Origin of the sequence: uncultured Gordonia sp. (genome assembly GCF_937858515.1) — a bacterium.
Lineage (GTDB): Bacteria > Actinomycetota > Actinomycetes > Mycobacteriales > Mycobacteriaceae > Gordonia.
This window is the reverse complement of record NZ_CALLZT010000080.1, coordinates 1-19,300: the sequence shown is the minus strand read 5'-3', so window position 1 is coordinate 19,300 and position 19,300 is coordinate 1. Positions and strand designations below refer to the sequence as shown.

Annotated in this window: 17 protein-coding genes; 8 read left to right on the top strand and 9 right to left on the bottom strand. The window is 64.7% G+C overall.

Annotation, left to right across the window (positions count from 1 at the left end; translation table 11 throughout):
• Positions 1–697: transposase (locus Q0627_RS07065; protein WP_298808682.1), on the bottom strand; the 697-nt coding region annotated here is incomplete at its 3' end.
• A gap of 166 nt (positions 698–863) precedes the next feature.
• Positions 864–1,811: a zinc-binding dehydrogenase gene (locus tag Q0627_RS07060; RefSeq protein WP_298808679.1), complete on the bottom strand. Its 948-nt coding sequence runs from the start codon at positions 1,809–1,811 to the stop codon at positions 864–866.
• A gap of 81 nt (positions 1,812–1,892) precedes the next feature.
• Here Q0627_RS07060 and Q0627_RS07055 point away from each other — a divergent pair, with 81 nt between their 5' ends.
• Positions 1,893–2,687 (top strand): hypothetical protein, encoded by a 795-nt coding sequence (locus tag Q0627_RS07055; RefSeq protein ID WP_298808677.1) that lies wholly within the window; start codon positions 1,893–1,895, stop codon positions 2,685–2,687.
• 73 nt (positions 2,688–2,760) lie between these two features.
• Here Q0627_RS07055 and Q0627_RS07050 read toward each other — a convergent pair whose 3' ends face one another.
• Both Q0627_RS07050 and Q0627_RS07045 read right to left on the bottom strand, forming a co-directional pair.
• Positions 2,761–3,855 carry an inositol-3-phosphate synthase gene (locus Q0627_RS07050; RefSeq protein WP_291011626.1) on the bottom strand — a complete coding sequence of 365 codons (1,095 nt, stop codon included), beginning with the start codon at positions 3,853–3,855 and terminating at the stop codon, positions 2,761–2,763.
• On the bottom strand, positions 3,848–4,543 hold the full coding sequence (locus Q0627_RS07045; RefSeq protein ID WP_291011654.1) for a PadR family transcriptional regulator: 696 nt from the start codon (positions 4,541–4,543) through the stop codon (positions 3,848–3,850). Before Q0627_RS07045 ends, Q0627_RS07050 begins: the two co-directional genes overlap by 8 nt.
• A 273-nt stretch (positions 4,544–4,816) precedes the next feature.
• Between Q0627_RS07045 and Q0627_RS07040 the strand changes: the two genes are divergently transcribed.
• The 4 genes from Q0627_RS07040 (at position 4,817) to Q0627_RS07025 (ending at position 10,314) form a co-directional block, all read left to right on the top strand.
• The gene (locus Q0627_RS07040) at positions 4,817–5,206 is read left to right on the top strand and encodes a DUF5318 family protein (RefSeq protein WP_291011629.1); all 390 of its coding nucleotides are present in this window, start codon (positions 4,817–4,819) and stop codon (positions 5,204–5,206) included.
• A 171-nt stretch (positions 5,207–5,377) separates the two neighbouring features.
• The gene (locus Q0627_RS07035) at positions 5,378–7,678 is read left to right on the top strand and encodes a transglycosylase domain-containing protein (RefSeq protein ID WP_291011632.1); all 2,301 of its coding nucleotides are present in this window, start codon (positions 5,378–5,380) and stop codon (positions 7,676–7,678) included.
• A 125-nt stretch (positions 7,679–7,803) separates the two neighbouring features.
• A complete protein-coding gene (locus Q0627_RS07030) occupies positions 7,804–9,486 on the top strand; it encodes a glycosyltransferase family 87 protein (protein ID WP_291011635.1) in 1,683 nt (560 codons plus the stop codon).
• 162 nt (positions 9,487–9,648) lie between these two features.
• Positions 9,649–10,314, top strand: coding sequence for a hypothetical protein (locus Q0627_RS07025; RefSeq protein WP_291011638.1), 666 nt, complete (start codon positions 9,649–9,651; stop codon positions 10,312–10,314).
• A gap of 70 nt (positions 10,315–10,384) precedes the next feature.
• On the opposite strand, the gene rplI is transcribed toward Q0627_RS07025, so the two are convergent.
• From rplI to rpsF, 4 genes are all read right to left on the bottom strand, one after another.
• Positions 10,385–10,837 (bottom strand): 50S ribosomal protein L9, encoded by a 453-nt coding sequence (gene rplI / locus Q0627_RS07020; protein ID WP_291011640.1) that lies wholly within the window; start codon positions 10,835–10,837, stop codon positions 10,385–10,387.
• A 14-nt stretch (positions 10,838–10,851) separates the two neighbouring features.
• A complete protein-coding gene (rpsR, locus tag Q0627_RS07015) occupies positions 10,852–11,106 on the bottom strand; it encodes a 30S ribosomal protein S18 (RefSeq protein WP_005183045.1) in 255 nt (84 codons plus the stop codon).
• A 59-nt stretch (positions 11,107–11,165) separates the two neighbouring features.
• A complete protein-coding gene (locus Q0627_RS07010; RefSeq protein ID WP_291011649.1) occupies positions 11,166–11,681 on the bottom strand; it encodes a single-stranded DNA-binding protein in 516 nt (171 codons plus the stop codon).
• A gap of 139 nt (positions 11,682–11,820) precedes the next feature.
• A complete protein-coding gene (rpsF, locus tag Q0627_RS07005) occupies positions 11,821–12,102 on the bottom strand; it encodes a 30S ribosomal protein S6 (protein WP_291011651.1) in 282 nt (93 codons plus the stop codon).
• 140 nt (positions 12,103–12,242) lie between these two features.
• Between rpsF and Q0627_RS07000 the strand changes: the two genes are divergently transcribed.
• From Q0627_RS07000 to dnaB, 3 genes are all read left to right on the top strand, one after another.
• Positions 12,243–13,925 (top strand): hypothetical protein, encoded by a 1,683-nt coding sequence (locus tag Q0627_RS07000; protein ID WP_298808662.1) that lies wholly within the window; start codon positions 12,243–12,245, stop codon positions 13,923–13,925.
• Positions 13,926–14,110: 185 nt separating this feature from the next.
• Positions 14,111–14,722, top strand: a complete 612-nt coding sequence (locus tag Q0627_RS06995; RefSeq protein ID WP_291015824.1) for a GNAT family N-acetyltransferase — start codon at positions 14,111–14,113, stop codon at positions 14,720–14,722.
• Between the two features lie 445 nt (positions 14,723–15,167).
• The gene (gene dnaB / locus Q0627_RS06990) at positions 15,168–17,381 is read left to right on the top strand and encodes a replicative DNA helicase (RefSeq protein ID WP_291015825.1); all 2,214 of its coding nucleotides are present in this window, start codon (positions 15,168–15,170) and stop codon (positions 17,379–17,381) included.
• Between the two features lie 324 nt (positions 17,382–17,705).
• Here dnaB and Q0627_RS06985 read toward each other — a convergent pair whose 3' ends face one another.
• On the bottom strand, positions 17,706–18,932 hold the full coding sequence (locus Q0627_RS06985) for an N-6 DNA methylase (RefSeq protein ID WP_291015826.1): 1,227 nt from the start codon (positions 18,930–18,932) through the stop codon (positions 17,706–17,708).
• Between the last annotated feature and the right edge of the window lie 368 nt (positions 18,933–19,300).

Here is a 19,300-nt window from a genome sequence, read left to right as displayed (position 1 = left end):
GCTCGGCGGTGAAGTACCCGGCATCGGCGCGGACCCGCAGCGTGCCCGCCTGCTGCGCTGATTCCCGGATGGGGGCCGGTATCGCGGCCAACGCCCGGCCCAGCAGCCCGGCGGCCACCGGCCGCACATCGGCGTTGCCGGCCATCAGATCCGCGGCCACGGTGAGTCCGGCCTCGGCCCAACTCGCCAGATGCGGACGTCCGCACCGCTGCCCGCAATAGTTGTAGGCCACACCCTGTTTCCGGCGTCCGTAAACCTCCACATCGGAGGAGTCCAGATCCGTGGTCACCGCGGCGGCGAGCCGGTCACGGCGTTCGGGGCTCATCATCGCCACCGCACGATCGACAACCTCGGCCACACCAGCCTCCACCGCAGAGAAATGCTGCTCATCAAAGCGGGCCGCCACCCCCATCGCGGTCGTCGAGGCCGGGATCGGCACCGTCAACGCCTCAGCCACCACCTGATCAGTGCGCTGCTCATCCAGATGAGCCCAGAACCCGGCCCCGGCCAACTGCGCCGAAGCCACTCCCACCAGCAGTTGCCCCGCCGACATACCGCGATCGCGCCTCTTGACAGCCCCGATCGCGGTATCGAGAGCCGCCACCACACCAAGTTTGTCCACGAACTCACCGACCGCGACCATCCCCGCCCGCCCGGTCAACGACGCATCCGGCGCCCCGAACCGCACCCGCCGCACCCGCCGACACATTTTCCCGCCGCACTTGGCCCGGCCACCACCACGACGTACACTCTTCACCGACAAGGTGCTTCTCCCGGATAGACGATTATTGGACTTCGACAACCCAATCATCTACCAGGACAAGCACCTTCGTCGTCTAAACTCGCCGGTAACCAGCCACTAATCACGGATCCAGGTCAGATCCGGTGAACAGCGCAATTTTGCCGCCCGCCGTCCCCGCCGCCACCAACTCCAGCGCGTCGATGGCCTGGCCGAGCGGATAGGTGCGCGCGATAGGGACCACCAGTTCGCCGCGTTCGGCGAGTTGGACGAGTTCGGCGCGGATGTCGTCGCGGAAGGCCATGGATTCGGGCTGGTTGCCACCGATGGCGACGAATCCGTCGTCTGCGGCGCGGGCGGGCGCGGCGATTGTGACGATTCGGGTGCGGTCGTAGACGAGGGATAGGGAGGCGTCGATGGCCTCGTCGGTGCCGGCGGCGTCCAATGCGACAGAGATGCCTTGTGGTGCAGCGGTTTCGATTCGGGTGAGCAGTTCTTCGCCGTACAGGACGGGGATGCCGCCGAAGCGTTTGACGCGCGCGAGACCGGCGGGTCCTGCTGTTCCGATGCCCCTCGCACCGACCCTGCGGGCAAGTTGCAGTACTGCCACACCCGCTGCGCCCGACGCCGCGTGCAGCAGAATCGTGTCGCCGTTGGTGACGCGGGCGACGCGGAGCAGGTCGGCGGCGGTGGTACCGGCGAGCAGCAGGTTCGCCGCTTCGGAGAAGTCGAGCACAGCGGGTTTGGCGAACACCTTCCCGGCGGGCACGGTCAGCGATGTCGCGTAGCCGCCGCTGACTCGGAACGCCAGCACTTCATCGCCGACAGCGCAGCTGCCCGAGGCGATCTCGGTGTCCGGTCCGATCGCCGAAAGCGCCCCGGACACCTCGTAGCCGACCGGCGCCGGGAACTCAGTGGCGCGGGAAACATGTTTGAGGTCAGCGGGATTCACCCCGGCGGCGCGGACTGCGATGGTGACCTCACCCGGGCCGGGCGGCGGGACGTCGACGTCGATGAACGCGAAGTCGGCCAACCCGGCCGGTCCGGTCGCCACCCAGCGCTTGTCGCCCACGCCCCTACGGTAGTCGGGCGGTACACCACCCGAACGACGATTCCTTGATGTGTCGCGTACTCGGGCGCAAAGTAGACCGTTATGAAACGGTTCGCACGCACATCGGTCCTTATCGTGGCCGCCCTCCTGCCAGTGGCGTGCGACGACAACAGCACATCGTCATCGGCACCGCCCACCGCAAGCGCTACGGTCGTCACCGGTGCGAGCACCGCGCCGGCCGCCGAGAACATCGGCCCGGCGAAGGTCACGATCCGCGTCAACGTGGGCACCCGGCCCGCCGACGGTGCGCAGCGTGTCCAGAAGTGGGCCGACGACGTCGCGGCCGGACGTATCGCCGACCTCAAACGCAAGTGCTGGACCCTCAGCCCTGCCGTCGTCGCCACCGAATACTCACAGGTCAGGGCCATCAAGAACATCCTTGAAACACCGGGTACCCAAACCCAGTTCGGAATGCGCTGGAAGTCCGGCGCCGGGCAGCTGCACTTCGCGCACACCGAACTGAAATCGGACTATCCGTGTCCGGTTGCCGACGTCGCGAAGAACTTCGATGAGAAATCATCGCAGGCAGTCTGGATCGTGCAACGCGCTCTGCGCCGTGCCCAGGGCAAACCGGTCAACTCCGCCGACACCGAGACCACCTACCCGCTGACCTGCCTGCCGCAGATCAACCGCAACTGGGAAACCCAGATGGGCCACCCCGTCGTCCCGTCGGTATCAAAGGCGCTCGGGAAGGTGGGCGGCTACGACGCGAACAGCTTCCGGGCTGCCCGCGAAGGCTCTGAACTGATCCGCGTCACCGGCACCGTCGACAACCGCAAGCGATCCTTCCTCGTCGGCTCCCAACAAGGCGGCTGGTGCATCCCTGAAATCAGGTGACGTCCCGGTCGACGACAACAGCCGCGTGAGTACCCCGGAAGGTACTCACGCGGCTGTTGTCAGCGGCAGAGAATTACTCGGCGCCGATGATGAACGCTTCGAGCTGCGCACGCGCGACATCGTCGGCGATCTGCTCCGGCGGGCTCTTCATCAGGTAGGCCGAGGCCGGGAGGATCGGGCCACCGAGGCCGCGGTCCTTGGCGATCTTGGCGGCGCGGACGGCGTCGATGATGATGCCGGCCGAGTTGGGGGAGTCCCACACCTCGAGCTTGTACTCCAGGTTCAGCGGGGCGTCACCGAAGGCGCGGCCTTCGAGGCGGACGTAGGCCCACTTGCGGTCATCGAGCCACTCGACGTGGTCCGACGGGCCGATGTGCACGTTCTTGTCGTGCACCTTGCCCGCGAGCGAACCGGTCAGGTTGGAGGTGACGGCCTGGGTCTTGGAGACCTTCTTGGACTCCAGACGCTCACGCTCGAGCATGTTCTTGAAGTCCATGTTGCCGCCGACGTTCAGCTGGTAGGTGCGGTCGAGGGCCACGCCGCGGTCCTCGAACAGCTTCGCCATCACGCGGTGGGTGATGGTGGCGCCCACCTGGCTCTTGATGTCGTCGCCGACGATCGGCACACCGGCGTCGCGGAACTTCTGTGCCCACTCCGGGTCGGAGGCGATGAAGACGGGCAGTGCGTTGACGAAGGCGACGCCCGCGTCGATGCAGCACTGAGCGTAGAACTTGTCGGCCTGATCGGAACCGACGGGCAGGTAGCTGACGAGGACGTCGACCTGCGCGTCCTTGAGTGCCTGCACCACGTCGACACCTTCGCCGTCGGCCTCGGTGATGGTCTGGCGGTAGTACTTGCCCAGGCCGTCGAGGGTGTGGCCGCGCGAGACGGTGACGCCGGTCGGCGGCACGTCGGCGATCTTGATGGTGTTGTTCTCGCTGGCGAAGATCGCGTCGGAGAGGTCGAAGCCGACCTTCTTGGCGTCGACGTCGAACGCGGCGACGAACTCGACGTCGCGCACGTGATACTGGCCGAACTTAACGTGCATCAGACCGGGAACGGTCGAATTCTCGTCGGCATCCTTGTAGTACTGCACGCCCTGAACCAGGGATGAGGCGCAGTTTCCTACGCCCACGATGGCTACGCGCACCTTATTGGACTCACCCACGGTCGGGTTCTCCTTCTTCTCGCGGCGCCACAGCGTACTGCTGCGGAACCGGCTCCTTCTGGGATGGGGCTGCGACGCCCCGGACACGGCTCTCCTGTGAGTCCGTTTCGTGGAGGTCGGCAGGCCTCCGGTCAGTGGTCGCGGTGTACGCGGTGTCGGGACTGTTGGTGTCCGACGCCTCGGCCGCGATGAGCTCGTTGAGCCAGCGCACTTCGCGTTCGCTCGATTCGAGGCTCAGTTCATGCAGTTGTCGGGTGTAGCGGTCGCCGGATCGGTTGGAACGTCCGATGAGCTCACGGAGCCCTTCTCGGCGTTCCTCGACCTGACGACGACGGCCCTCCAGGATCCGCATCCGGGCAACGGCCGGTGTCCGGCTGAAAAACGCCAGGTGGACGCCGAAACCGTCGTCGGTGTAGTTCTGCGGACCCGTATCGGCGACGAGTTCGGCGAAGCGTTCGCGGCCCGCGTCGGTGAGCTGGTAGACGCGGCGTGCCCGCCGGACCTTGGGTCCGAGCGGTCCGACCGTCTCGTCGATCAGCCCGCTGGTCTGCATCCGCTTGAGAGTGGGATACAGCGAGCCGTACGAGAAGGCACGGAACGCGCCGAGGAGACCGGTGAGCCGCTTGCGTAGCTCGTAGCCATGCATCGGGGATTCGATGAGCAACCCGAGGATGGCGAGTTCGAGCACTCCGGTCACCCCTCTCATCACGTCGGTCAACAAGTACGTCGGTCAATAAGGACGTCGGTCTGACAGCTCGGCACGACACCTCGCGCCGATGTGATGGTGAATGTATCGCACCGATATGTTCTGTGTCCACATCGGGTCGACGTGTCGTGTTGTACGACGCTCCTGTGGCATTGCTGTGACCGCGGTAACGGCATCCGAGCCGTCGTCCCGGTACTCCCATCGCAACGGCCCGTACCGGGGCACCGGAACCGCCGACCACGTACGCTGAAATGCGTGCAACGCCAGATCATCGACTACGCCCTGCAGCGCAAGGCCCGGCTCGCTGAGGTCCACTCGGGCCGTCGCGCCGTCGCCGACGTCTGCGACGCGAGTCCCTATCTGCTGCGCGCCGCGAAATTCCACGGACGCCCGTCGCCCACGCTGTGCCCGATTTGCAGGAAAGAGCAGGTCACGCTGGTGTCCTGGGTGTTCGGCGACAAACTCGGCCAGGTATCGGGATCGGCCCGGACAACCGAAGAGATCGCCCGCCTCGCCGGCACCGCGGAGGAGTTCTCCGTGCACGTCGTCGAGGTCTGCCGAACATGCAGCTGGAACCATTTGGTGCAGTCGTACGTTGCGGGTTTGCCACCGAGATCGACCCGCGGGCGCAGAGTCGCCAAGTAGGTCACACCGGTCGCTCCGGCCGTGACCGGCTGCACCGGTCTTTGCTCTGCGCGGGTCGAGTACGTCACAGTGGTAACTGATTCAGTGGCACCCGCGCGATAGACGGCTACGGTGAAACGCTGGGGAGATAGACGACCGACGGCGTGGTGCCGGACGGTCGGGAAGGTTGACATGAGCAGCACGAAGGGTCCGTCGCGTCCATCGGGATCCGGAGGTGGCACCCGCCACGCAGGCTACCGGCAACTGGCATGGGCCATCGGCATCGTCGCCGCGATCGTTCCCGTCGGCCTGATCGTCGCCGTGGTGGCCTTCCTCGGCGTCTACGTCGGCACCGACGTCCCCGCCCCAGGCGACATCAAACAGGCCCAGGTGTCGACGATCGTCAACAGCAAGGGCCGGACCATCGCGCGGATCGTGCCCGAGGACGGCAACCGCACCGACGTCAAGATCTCCGACGTCCCGGTCTGGGTGCAGGACGCGGTGATCGCCGCCGAGGACCGCGAGTTCCGTACCAACTCGGGCTTTTCCATCCGCGGTCTGAGCCGAGCCGTCAAAGGCAAGCTGACCAGCGACGATACCGCCGGCGGCGGCTCGACCATCACCCAGCAGTACGTCAAGAACGCGTTCGTCGGCAACGAGGTGTCCTACAAGCGCAAGTTCAAGGAACTCGCGATCGCGACCAAGATGTCCAACGAGTGGACCAAAGACGACATCATGGCCGCCTACCTCAACACCATCTACTTCGGTCGCGGCGCGTACGGCATCTCGGCGGCGTCGCAGGCCTACTTCCGCAAACCTGTCCAGAAGCTCACCCCGGCCGAGGGTGCGCTCCTCGCCGGCGTCATCCGGTCGCCGTCCTATCTCGATCCGGCCGTCGACGAGGATGCGGCGAAGATCCGCTGGAACTACGTGCTCGACGGCATGGTCACCATCGGCGCGATGTCGCCGTCCGACCGGGCCGCGCAGAAGTTCCCCAGGGTCAGGACCGCACCCAAGAGCAACGGTGAAGTCACCCCCGGACCCAACGGCCTGATCAAACGGCAGGTGGTCGAGGAGCTCACCAGGCTCGGGGTCGTCACCGACGAGGAGATCCGCACCGAAGGCCTCAAGATCACCACCACGATCGATCCGCAGGTACAGAATGCCGCCGTCAAGGCCGCCAACGGAAAGCTCGAAGGCGAACCGGACAACCTGCGCGACGCCGTGGTGTCGATTGAACCCAAGACCGGTGCGGTGCGCGGTTACTTCGGCGGCAACGACGGTCAGGGCTGGGACTACTCGCAGGCGGGTCTGCAGACCGGATCGTCGTTCAAGGTGTTCGGGCTGGTCGCGGCCCTCGAACAGGGCATTCCGCTGTCCCAGGTGTATGACTCCTCACCCTACGACGCGCCGGGCGGGCTCACGGTCAACAACTCCGACGGCGAGAGCTGTGGCAGCTGCAACCTCGCCACGGCGATGAAGATGTCGCTCAACACGGTGTACTACCGGCTGATGATGGACCTCAAGCACGGGGCCTCGGATGTGGCCGCTGCCGCGCACAAGGCCGGTGTCGCCGAGAGCTTCGGCACCATCGAACACACACTGGTGGAGAAGAACGGCAAGCCCGAGGGTGGCGTGGTTCTCGGTCAGTACCCGTCGCGGGTCATCGACATGGCGTCCGCGTACGCCACACTCGCCGCCTCCGGCATCTACCGCGAACCGTACTTCGTGCAGAAGGTCGAGACCGCTGACGGTGTCGTGCTCTATGAACACAAGCAGAACAAGGGCAAGCGGGTGTTCGCGGCCAAGGTCGCCGACAACGTGACCGCCGCGCTTGTGCCGATCGCCGCGTACTCCAACGGCAATTCGCTCTACGATCCGAATTTCGGCGCGCGTAAGTCCGCGGCCAAGACCGGCACCGCGCAGCTCGGCGACACCGGCAACAACAAGGACGCCTGGATGGTCGGCTATACGCCGCAGCTGTCCACCGCGGTGTGGGTGGGCACCGACAAGGGCACCGCGCTGCTGAACTACGGCGGCTCGAATATTTACGGCAGCGGTCTGCCCGCGCAGATCTGGAAGGCCGCGATGGACGGGGCGCTCGACGGCGACGAGCTCGAGGACTTCCCCGAGCCCGACGCAGTCGGTGGCCAGGCAGGCATTCCGTACGAGCCGCCGCCGGTCACGTATACCACCCCGACCCAGACGTACTACGACACGCCCGAGACGACCACTCAGCGCAGCCCGACCCGCTATCGGCCGCAGATGCCGACGGTCGACGAGAATGGCGGCGTGACGCTCGCGCCGGGTGTGACCGTGACGGTTCCCGGTGGCGGAAACTTCGGAAACGGGGGAGGTACCGGCGGTGATGACGGCACCGGCGCGGGCAACAACAACGTGGGCGGCGACAACAGCGGCACCGGCGGTGGCACAGGTGGTACCGGTGGCGGCGATATCGCCGGCAACGACGGCGTCGAGGCACCCTTCCCCTGATCGATGGTGAGCGCACAGGTAGTGGTGCGGTGACGGACGCCGGGTTGTCGTCGAACGATGTGGACGCACACCGGACGGACTCGGTCGGGCCCGGCCCGGTAGAGGTGGACGCCGGGGGCGGTTACGTGTCGCCGCGACCGTACGCCGTCGATGACCGGACGCTCGTCGACCGGGTGGTCCCGACGTGGAACGACGGCGTGCCCGCCGGCGCGGCCACGATGGTCGGCGGTGGTCTGGGGCGGCACGCCGCGGTGGGACGCAGCCGTTGGGTGACCCCGCTGCGAGTGCTGCTTGCCCTTGCGCTGTGCGTGACGGCGCTGAGTTGGTTCGGCAAGGCGGCCTGCCTGCAGACGAGCAGCACCACCACGTCCGCCGGCACCGAGACGCGGCTGACCAACGACAACCAGCGTCAGTTCACCAATCTCTGTTACTCCGACGTCCTCGCTCTGTACCAAGCGGAGAAGCTCGACCGGGGCAACACCTTCCCCTACAAGACGTTCTGGCACGAGAACTCCGACCCCGGCGCGAAAGCGGGCGAAGGCGAACAGGTCAAGCGGTACATGGAGTATCCGGTGCTCACCGGGCTGTACATGTATGGGGCGGCCAAGCTCGCCCAGTGGTGGGCCGCCGCGCACGACAACTGGGGAATCCCCGCACCGTATGTGACCGTCGGCTACTTCGACATCGCAGCCCTGGGATTGCTCGCCTTCTGGTTGATCACCATCTGGGCCACCGCCCTTACCGCGCGGGCCCGGATCTGGTCGGCGTGGATCGCGGCGCTGTCGCCGCTGGTCCTGGTGCACGCGTTCACCAACTTCGATGCCATCGCCACCGGCTTCGTCGCGCTCGCATTGCTGTCCTGGTCTCGCAGGAAACCGTGGCTCGCGGGGGTGTTCATCGGGTTCGGGACAGCCGTCACACTGTATCCACTGGTTCTGCTGCTCGTTCTGTTATTGCTGTGCTGGCGTGCGGGGACAGTGCGGGAGTTCACCAGGACGGCGCTGGGCGCGGTGGGCGCGTGGGTGGCCGTGAACCTGCCGATCGTGATCTTCTATCCGTCCGGGTGGCTGGAGTACTTCCGCTACAACTCCGACCGGGGGGCCGACCCAGACTCGGTCTATCGCATCCTGTCCGATTCGATTGGTTTCACGTGGAACAATGACCTGCTCGATGCGGTGTCGTTGCTGGGAGCGGTGGTACTCGCGATCGCTCTGGCCGTCGTCGTCCTGCGAGCACCGACACGCCCGCGCGTCGCCCAGCTGGCCTTCCTTGCGGTCGCCGGCTTCCTGCTGATCAACAAAGCATGGAGTCCGCAGCACTCCCTGTGGCTGGTACCGCTGGCGGTGCTGGCCATTCCGCACACGCGGTTGCTGTTCGCCTGGATGGCCATCGACGCGCTGGTGTGGATTCCGCGTATGACGCTGTTTCTCGACCCCGAGCGTCGCTGGCTTCCCGAAGAATGGTTCACCGTCGCAGTGGTGGTCCGCGGTCTGATGGTCGTCGCCCTGTGCGTCGTGGTCGTGTGGCAGATCTGGCATCCGGAGGACGACCTCGTGCGGACCGGCGCCGGGAGCGTAGCGAGTGGGCCGAATGGATGCGGCGCCGGGAGCGTAGCGAGCGGGCCGAACGATTACGGCGCCGGGAGTGGGGTGCGGTTTGACGATCCCGCGGGTGGGGTCCTCGACGGTGCGACCGACCGGATGGGTAAGTGGAGCAGGCGCCGCGCGAGGCAGGTCGTCGAGGCATGGCCGGTGCCGGTGGACCCGATCGCACCGGAGAACTCGCTGTCGGGGCCGTCCGTCGAGTAGTTCCATTGCTGGTTGCCTGGGTCGGCCAGGACCATTCAACCGGTGTAGCTTGGGAGGGTCCAGCCGGTTCTTCGCGGCTAGGGTGGCTGTATGACTTTTTCCGGACCGGGACCGTACGGTGGCACGCCGCCTGGTCGGTCGGGACCCGGGTTCGGTCCCGGCGTGTCTCCGCAGCAGGGTCCGTTTCAGCCCTATCCCGGCGTAGCCCAGCCGTATAGCGCAGCCCAGCCCTTCGGCCCGGCCCAGCAGGCTGCCCACGGCTACACGCCGGGGCAGTATCCGCCCGGGCCGCCACCCAAACGTGGCGGCGGCGGACTCTGGTTGGCGCTGGGAATCGGTGCGGGACTGGTGGTCTTGGTTGTGACTTTCGTGTTCGTCCTCGTGAGCGGTGACGACGATGGGTCGTCGCCGACGAAGGACCCTGTCGCCGCGGGCAGTGATACCCCGGCCCAGAACCATGAGGCTTTCGTACGGGAGTTCATCGTCAACAGCAGCACGTTCTCGCCGGGTAACACCAGCCGGTACGAGCAGGCCATCGACACCTACTGCGACGATTCGCCCGACAAGTCCGATGCGCGCAACGGGCTCGCGGTCCTCGACGAGTTGCAGGTGTCGTCGCAGACCGACGGCACGCCGTCCGTCGAGGTGATGTCCGGGGAGGCGTCGGGCTCGCGGATACCGGTGCATTATTCGGTCAAGGTGACCACCAGGGCCGGAGTCACGTCCAAGTCGGGAACGCTCACCGGCACTGTCTACGTGCGGCCCGGCGCCGACCGGTGCGTGATCGAGGTCGTGGAGGACGAGTCCGGTCCCACTCAGACATTCTGACCCATACAAAGAACTCCGCCGGTCACCTTGGTGAGGGTGACCGGCGGAGCTGTGTGTCAGACGCCGACGCTCAGGCGGAGACGACGGCCAGCTGAACCTTCGCGGTGACGCTCGGGTGCAGCTTGACGACGATCGGGTAGCTGCCGGTGGCCTTGATGTGGGCCTTGGGAAGCTCCAGGTTGCGCTTGTCGACGGCGGGTCCGCCGGCCGACTTGATGGCGCCGGCAACGTCGGCCGCGGTGACCGAACCGAACAGCTTGCCCGAGTCGTGGGTCTTCACGGTCAGCGAGACGGCGTCGAGGCCTTCGAGGGCCTGCTTGATCTCGTTGGCGTGCTCCACGCCGCGGACTTCGCGGGCGGCCTGGACGCGACGGATGTCGTCGACCTGCTTCTGGGCGCCACGAGTGGCCTTGATGGCCAGGCCGCGGGGCAGCAGGTAGTTGCGGCCGTAGCCGTCCTTGACCTCGACGGTGTCGCCTGCTTCGCCGAGGTTCTCCACGGCGGCGGTGAGGATGAGTTTCATGTCAGTCCTCCCGCTTATCGGCTGGTCGAGGTGAAGGGCAGCAGGGCCACCTCACGCGAGTTCTTCACTGCCACGGCGACGTCGCGCTGGTGCTGCACGCAGTTGCCGGTCACGCGCCGCGAACGGATCTTGCCGCGGTCGGACAGGAAACGACGCAGCAGTGCGGTGTCCTTGTAGTCGATGGCAGTCTTCTTGTCTTTGCAGAAGGTGCACGCCTTGGTCTTGGTGACCTTTTCGACGCGGACCTTCCGGCCTTTTTGCTTAGCCAATGGATGCTCCAGTTATGCATTGCGGGTGAGCCGGGCAGCTGCCCGGTGTCCGCCGAATATCAGAAGGGGGGTTCGTCGTCCCCGCCGCTGAACGACGATCCGCTCGCGGGGGCAGAGCCCCACGGATCGTCGGCCACCGGCTGGTTCGATCCGCCGCCGCGGCTCGCGCCGCCGCCGGAGGATCCGAAACCACCGCCGCCTCCGCCGCCGCGCGAGGCCCTGTTGACCTTGGCGGTGGCGTATCGCAGCGAGGGACCGATCTCATCGACCTCGAGTTCGACGACTGTGCGCTTCTCGCCCTCGCGGGTTTCGTAGGAGCGCTGCTTGAGTCGTCCCTGCACGATGACTCGGGTGCCCTTGACCAGGCTTTCGGTGACGTTCTCCGCGGCCTCGCGCCAGATGTTGCAGCGGAGGAACAGCGCTTCGCCGTCCTTCCACTCGTTGGTCTGACGGTCGAAGGTGCGCGGTGTGGATGCCACCGTGAAGTTGGCAACTGCCGCGCCGGACGGTGTGAACCGCAGTTCCGGGTCGGCGGTCAGGTTGCCGATGACGGTGATGACCGTGTCGCCTGCCATGGGAGTCCCCTCGTGTCGTGAGTGTGCACTCGAAGGTCGAGCCGCACCTGCTCTGTTGTGGAGTTGGTTTCCACCCTAGAACGTGGGTACGACAAATCCGGGTGCGATCGGGCGGTTATCCACAACCGCCCGCCCAGGATTACTTGCGCAGAACCTTGGTCCGCAGCACCGAGTCGTTCAGCTTGAGCTGACGATCGAGCTCGTTGACGGTGGCGGGTTCGGCGTTGAGATCGATGACGGCGTAGATGCCCTCGCTGTGCTTGGCGATCTCGTAGGCAAGACGGCGCTTGCCCCAGACGTCGACGTTGTCAACCTTTCCACCGTCGTTGCGGACAACGTTGAGGAAGGTATCGAGTGAAGGGGCGACGGTGCGCTCGTCCAGACTGGGATCGAGGATGACCATCAATTCGTAGTGACGCATATGACCACATCACCTCCTATGGGCTAGGTCGGCCACGGACTGTCCGTGGCAGGAGGGTCGCCTGCGTCGGCAACCGCCCCAAGATACACGGTCAACCCCTGACCTGCGAAATCGCGCGTCCACCACCTACCCTGTAGCGTATGCTCGACGTCAGTTTTCAACCTGTTCTGCGAGTCGGGCGCACGTCCCTGTCGCGCCGCGGCGAGACCGCGGTCATCGTCGTGGTGTCGCTGCTGCTGACGTCGCTGCTGATGTATTGGTCGTATCTGGTCAAGGTCAAATGCGGTGGGCCGCCGTTTCTGGAGGGTGGCCGTAGTTCGCATTGGCCGGTCGGCGACCCGGACGCCGTGGTGCCCTGTTATTCGGACCTGATGTTCCTGTGGCGGGGCCGCGGAATCGACGAACACATATTCCCGTACATTCACGGCGGCATCAACGCCGACGGAAAGCTGTTCGGCGGCGTCGTCGAATATCCGGTGCTGTCGGGGATGCTGATGTGGCTCGGGGCGATCGGCGCCCACACCGATACCGAGTTCTTTCAGCATTCGGTGTGGCTGCTGGTCCCGTTCGGTCTGGCGATCACGGTGCTGTTGGCGTTGATGGTGCGCTGGTGGGTGCTGTTCTGGGCTGCCACACCACCTTTGGTGCTGTACTCGTTCCACAACTGGGAATTGCCGGTCACCGCAACGGCTGTCGGGGCGGTGGCGGTGATGGCCTGGGGTGCGGGCACCAGCACGAAAACAGGTCGACGACGATTGTCGTTGCGTACCAGCGCGATTCTCGCCTCGATCCTCCTGGCACTGGGCTTCTGCCTCAAGATCTATCCCGGCCTCTTCGTCCTCCCCCTCGCCCTATACGTCCTCACCCGCGGCGAAGGGCCAAAGGGCCGGGCCACCCTCATAGCAACTGAGAGCGAATCAACGGATGTGCGACGAGGCATCTTGACCCCTGTGGCCGAAGAGACGGATGCGCGACCAAACATCTTGACCCCTGTGGCCGAAGAGACGGATGCGCGACCAAACATCTTGACCCCTGTGGCCGAAGAGACGGATGCGCGACCAAACATCTTGATCCCTGAGGCCGAAGCGACGAAGGAGCGAGGGTCACGAAGGGTCCGGCGACCATCCCCACCTGACGCAGCCACCTCGAACCCCACCCGAAGTACCCTCGACTGGACCGGCGCCACGTGGACCATCGCCGCCGCCACGATCACGGTGATCGCCGTGCAGCTCCCGTTCATGATCCTCGGTTTCGACGGCTGGAAGGCGGCACTGTCGTTCCAGGGCCAACGCAAGGCCGACGTCGACACCAACTCGATCTGGTACTGGGGCCTACGTCATTTCACGGGCGGCCAGAACAGCACCTACAACAGTCTGGTCGGTGTCCTGTCCCCGCTGCTGATCCTGGCCGCGTTCGCCCTCTCGATCCACCTGGGCCGCCGCTACTACGAGCGGGTGGGAACGTTCCCGTGGATCGGTGTCGCGGCGTCGATGCTGGCCGGTTTCATGCTCTTCCACAAGGTCCATTCACCCCAGTACACACTGTGGATACTGCCGTTCTTCGTGCTGCTGCAGATCAGGTGGCCGGTCATCGTCGCCTACCTGATCGCCGACTTCGTCCTCGACGTCACCATTTTCCGTCTGTTCGGCATCTACACGTCGGGCTCGGACATGAAGTGGTGGGTGATCGGCGGCGTCAACTTCGGAGTCTGGGTCCATGCAGTGGTCCTCACCTACCTGATCTTCACGTTCGTGAAATCCCCACCCCGAGAACCACTCCGCTCGATGCTCACCCCGAAATCCTCAGTCGGCCAATCCTCTTGATCTCGACTGGTCGCGAAATAGGTGTCCGGGATCCCATCGTGATCCCGGTGGACGCCGGGTTGGTGTCGGGGGCGCTTCTTGATCCCTGAGGCCGAAGTGACGAAGGAGGGAGGGACGCGTTGGGTCCGGCGACATAAGGTTCCCAACGTAATTCACGAATCTCTGAATGCAGTAGAAAGGCAGTGATGAGCATCTGGCTAGGCACTAACGAACTGGTAGCAGAACAAATCACCCTGCGCCCCCTCACCTTAGATGACGCCGAACAACTCGCCCAGGTCGTCGACAACCCCGAACCCTACCGCTGGACCAGCGGCACACCCACCGACATCGCGTCGGCGAGGGACTGGATCGAGAAGTCCCTGGCCGACCCCGAACACCGCGTCGCCTACGCCGTCGTCGACAACTCCACCGGCCGCATCCTCGGCTCCACCAGCTTCTACGAGATCGACGCGGCCAACCTGTCGACGTCGATCGGCTACACCTTCTACGCTGTCGATGCCCAGGGCACGACGGTCAACCCGACCGCCAAGTACCTCCTCCTCAAGCACGCGTTCGAGGATTGTGGCGCGGTGCGGGTGGTCTGGCACACCCACGAGTCGAACGCGCAGTCACGGGCGGCGATCGCCAAGCTCGGCGCCACCTTCGAGGGTCTGCTGCGTAAGCACCGGCGGTTCGGCGCGAGCGGAGCGACGGGGGATGTCACCGGATGGCGGACGACGGCGCAGTACGCGATGACCGACGACGATTGGCCCGCTGCCCGCGCGATCTTGCTGGAGCGGATGTCCCGCACGTCCTGACGCGTTCGGTGACCCTGTGCACTACCGGCATGGAGTATTCAGCGACCCGACGCCGTCATGTGGTTGTCCAGACCGGTGGAAGACACGCCCGATGACGTTATCCCGACACGCCGCGTGATCGACAATTTTCTCCTGTGGAAACTCTCTAACGCTGTGACCTGCGAAAAGACGGAACAGTTCGGCAGAATTCCCCAGCTTCTCCCCACTGTGTGCACAACCTTCTCCGCCATCTGCACACATAGTGCACAGGCAGTCAACAACCCTGTGCACAGCCCCGGTTGAGTGGGCCGCCCGGCAGCGCCTAATGTCTCCCGAAGTGTTTCGGCAGACCGCGTCACAACCGATCGGGGGCCTGAATCGTCGGGGCACGAAGGTTCCGGTTCGCGCCGGAACAGTCGGGACAGGCCGGATGTGAGTCCGGCGCGCAGTACGAGGGGTTTGGCACGTGGGAGTTGACGATGATCGCGGGCAGGGTTCCGCTTCGGAGGAGGCTCCACGGGAGCAGGACTTCGGCCGGCAGCCACCGCAGGATCTGACGGCCGAGCAGTCCGTTCTCGGCGGCATGATGCTCTCCAAGGACGCGATCGCCGACGTCATCGAGCGGGTGCGTTCGGGCGACTTCTACCGCCCCGCCCATCAGTCCGTGTACGAGGCGATCATGGAGCTCTACGGCAAGGGTGAGCCCGCGGACGCGGTCACCGTGTCGGCCGAACTCGAGCGTCGCGGCGAGCTGCGCAAGATCGGCGGCGCCCCCTACCTGCACACCCTCATCTCCACGGTCCCGACAGCGGCCAACGCCGGCTACTACGCCGAGATCGTCGCTGAGAAGGCGATCCTGCGCCGTCTGGTGGAGGCCGGCACCAGGATCGTCCAGTACGGCTATGCGGGCGCCGACGGCCAGGACGTCGCCGAGGTCGTCGACCGGGCGCAGGCCGAGGTGTACGAGGTCACCGAACGGCGCACCGCCGAGGACTACGTGCCGCTGGAAGAACTGCTGCAGCCGACGATGGACGAGATCGACTCCATCGCCTCCCGCGGCGGCCTGTCACTGGGCGTTCCCACGGGATTCGCCGATCTCGACAAACTGACCAACGGCCTGCATCCGGGCCAGATGATCATCGTCGCCGCCCGACCGGGTGTCGGCAAAGCGCTCGCCCTCGACACCCCGCTGCCCACCCCGAACGGCTGGACGACGATGGGCCGGGTCTCGGTCGGTGACCAGCTGCTCGACGCCGACGGCCGCCCCACTCGGGTGGTCGCCGCCACCGACGTGATGACCGAACGCCCATGCTACGAAGTCGAATTCAACGACGGCGCGATCCTCGTCGCCGACGAACAGCACCAGTGGGTCGCCGAGGTCGACGGCGAACGCGTCACCATGACCACCGAGGTGCTGCGCGGGCATGTGGGGTGCGCCATCGTCCGCAACACCAAACCCCTCGAACTACCCCGCAAGAACGTCGCGTACGGCCCGTATACCGTTGCCGCACTTGCCGGTATGGCATTCGACGACCCCGAGATCGCGATGCGTATCGACGCCGAGGGTCCGGTCGACGTGATGACCCTGATGGCCGACCTCGGCGGCCTGATCCCGCTGGAATACCTGCGCGGTTCGATCGCCCAGCGCCGCGCGTTGCTCGCCGGCCTGCTCGACGCCCGCGCCACCGTCGACGAGGACGGCTGGATCATCGTCCCCGCGGCCACCCGCCACATGACGGCGGTTGTCGCGGATCTCGTTGCAGGACTCGGCTACAACTACAAACGCTCCGCCACCGGCTGGCTCCGCGTCGACGCCGACGACGATGTGTTCACGTTGCACCACAAGGCGATCCGCCACAAGGAACTGCGCCGCCGAGCCGGAATCCGACGGGTGGTCTCGGTCCGTCCGGTACCGAGCGTCCCGGTGCGGTGCGTCCAGGTCGACAACGACGCCGCCATGTACCTCGCCGGCGAGGCCATGGTCCCCACCCACAATTCCACTCTCGCAATGGATTTCCTGCGCTCGGCCTCGATCGGGCATCATCTGACCGCGGCGATGTTCTCGCTGGAGATGTCGAAGATCGAAATCGTCATGCGCCTGCTGTCGGCGGAAGCGAAAATCAAACTCGCCGATATGCGTTCGGGTTCGATGAGCGACGACGACTGGAGCCGCCTGGCCCGCCGCATGGGCGAGATCTCCGAAGCCCCCCTGTTCATCGACGACTCACCCAACCTGACGATGATGGAGATCCGAGCCAAGGCCCGCCGCCTCAAGCAGCGTCACGACCTGAAACTCGTTGTCGTGGACTACATGCAGCTGATGACCTCGGGCAAGAAAGTCGAATCCCGCCAGCAGGAGGTCTCCGAGTTCTCCCGCTCCCTCAAACTCCTCGCCAAGGAACTAGAGGTCCCCGTCGTCGCCATCTCCCAGCTCAACCGTGGCCCCGAACAACGCACCGACAAACGCCCCCAGGTCTCTGACCTTCGCGAATCGGGCAGCCTCGAGCAGGACGCCGACATGGTCATCCTGCTCCACCGTCCCGACTCCATCGAACGCGACGACCCCCGCGCCGGCGAGGCCGACATCATCGTCGGCAAACACCGCAACGGTCCCACCGCCACCATCACTGTCGCCCACCAACTCCACCTCAGCCGCTTCGTAGACATGGCGCGGGGCTAGCAGCGGCTGTAGGTTCTCATTCCACATCGCAGTTTCTCATCGGCGTTCTCCATACTTTGCAGTCTGTCCTGGGGATTCTCACCTAGTTTGCAACTCCTTTGGCTTTCGGTGGTCAGCACATTATCGCCGCATCTTCTGGCCCTAGTGCGGCGGCTTGCTTCGCATGCGGCTGAGGCGGTGGGCCAAGGATGATGTGTGGGGCTGCTCTGCTCTGCTAGCGCACTCTTGACCAATCACCAGGCTCGACTCCTACTCGCCGGCTGTTCTTCAGCGCATGTCTAGGCGCCTGGGCACATGTCGTCAAGTCGATGATGATACGTTCGCTCAGCTTCTCAGTGCTCCGAACTGCGGTTCGAAGGTTGCCACGTCGGTGTGCACCTCGGATTCTGGTCCGTACTGGTAAGTAACCATAGTGACACTGTCGCCTACTGTGCGATTGTAGAAGTACGAGGTGAATCGAGCGTCGCGGGGAGCTGCCCGAAGCTGGACAAAGCTCGCGAGATGCAAGGGAGTCTGCGCACCATCGCAGAGTAAGTACAATTCCCCGTCTAGCATTGAGTCACCCACTAGGAATTCCATGGTTTGGAACGGGGAGCGAGTTCCAATCGCCAGTTCGGCGGTCTGTAAGTACCCGTCGGGTTTCCGTCGAGCGGTACCGGCACGAACGAGGGTAAGCTGTGTCCAGACTGGCCCCAGAAGTTGACGAAGACCACGAATATCCGAGATGAGCGAGTCGACACGTGTCTTTTGATCTTCCTCAGACACGTAACCGGAGTGACCACTCCATTGGTTGCGTTTGCCGGCCAATTCCTTGAAAATTCGGACGATCTCCTTGGCGATCAATCGTTCGATTCCAGAGCGACTGAGGCCACCAAACATGTCTTGAGCTCGAGCTAGTTCATCTGCATCGCCACTTTCGACCGTGCTACGGAACTGCTTGGATGTCTGTTCGATGATGACGATCCACGTGCCAAAAGAAGCCCTGTCAATGCCTAGGCTCTTCAGCTGAAGAGTGCTCCTGATCGCGCCCTCGATTTCTGCGCTTCTACCCGGGTCACACCGGGTTGCGGACAGGAGGACAATTGCATGGAAGGCCACGATGGCTTCCCATGCTTGAAGGTATGCCCGGAGCTTGTCGCCGGGTGACTTTTCTGTATCGGCCCTCCATATAGCCATTGCGATGGGGTACGGCCACTGTTCCAGCCAAGCTGTGCCGGAGTCATCGAACGCGGCGGAAATTCTCGCCACGATATCGCTTACACCTTCGGCGGAGTCCCAAACTCTTTCACGTAGCCGCGTCAGTTCAGTGTGGTATGACTGGAGAAGCTCGTCAGTCGAAGCCAGCGAGAGTTGTGTTTTCCTATCGGGTACTGGAACGACGAGCTCATCGGCCCAACGCATCAGTGACTTTGGATCGTCGCGGAGGTGCCTCTGACTCGTGCCGAATGCTGCTGCGTTAGAAGCCCGGATTCTACTCATCACGCCATGCTCGGTGTTTAACCATGCTGCCAGGAAACCTGGTTCAACGATGCCGCTGTCGATGTCGACCAATACGGTCGTTTCTCGGACCTCCGTGCCACCTCCGGGGTGTGACGAGGAACGGCCTGCTGGCGACGAAGGGATGAGTAGCTGGCTGCCCTCTCGCTCGTCTATCTTGCCTTTCGCAACCCGTGGTGCCGCCGTTACTAGCTGACTCAGCCGCTGGCAGGGCCAGCCTTTCGTAGCCATCGCTTTCTGTAGGGCGGGCGCACTTCGTTCGAAGAAGTGGCTAGGATCTAAGTCGAATATCGTCCTTGGTGCCTTGGTGCCTTGGTGCCTTGGTGCCTTGGTGCCTTGGTGCCTTGGTGATGCGGATTTCAGTGTCATCAGACCTAGATCCGCGAGTAGCGGTGGCGTATCGGATCTGACTGCGAATTTGC

What these genes read in the sequence shown, in the direction of transcription:
- Q0627_RS07010 (WP_291011649.1), bottom strand. Translation starts at nt 11,681, where the DNA reads ATGGCAGGCGACACGGTCATCACCGTCATCGGCAACCTGACCGCCGAC.
- rpsF (WP_291011651.1), bottom strand. Translation starts at nt 12,102, where the DNA reads ATGCGTCACTACGAATTGATGGTCATCCTCGATCCCAGTCTGGACGAG.
- Q0627_RS07000 (WP_298808662.1), top strand. Translation starts at nt 12,243, where the DNA reads ATGCTCGACGTCAGTTTTCAACCTGTTCTGCGAGTCGGGCGCACGTCC.
- rplI (WP_291011640.1), bottom strand. Translation starts at nt 10,837, where the DNA reads ATGAAACTCATCCTCACCGCCGCCGTGGAGAACCTCGGCGAAGCAGGC.
- Q0627_RS06995 (WP_291015824.1), top strand. Translation starts at nt 14,111, where the DNA reads ATGAGCATCTGGCTAGGCACTAACGAACTGGTAGCAGAACAAATCACC.
- Q0627_RS07055 (WP_298808677.1), top strand. Translation starts at nt 1,893, where the DNA reads ATGAAACGGTTCGCACGCACATCGGTCCTTATCGTGGCCGCCCTCCTG.
- Q0627_RS07035 (WP_291011632.1), top strand. Translation starts at nt 5,378, where the DNA reads ATGAGCAGCACGAAGGGTCCGTCGCGTCCATCGGGATCCGGAGGTGGC.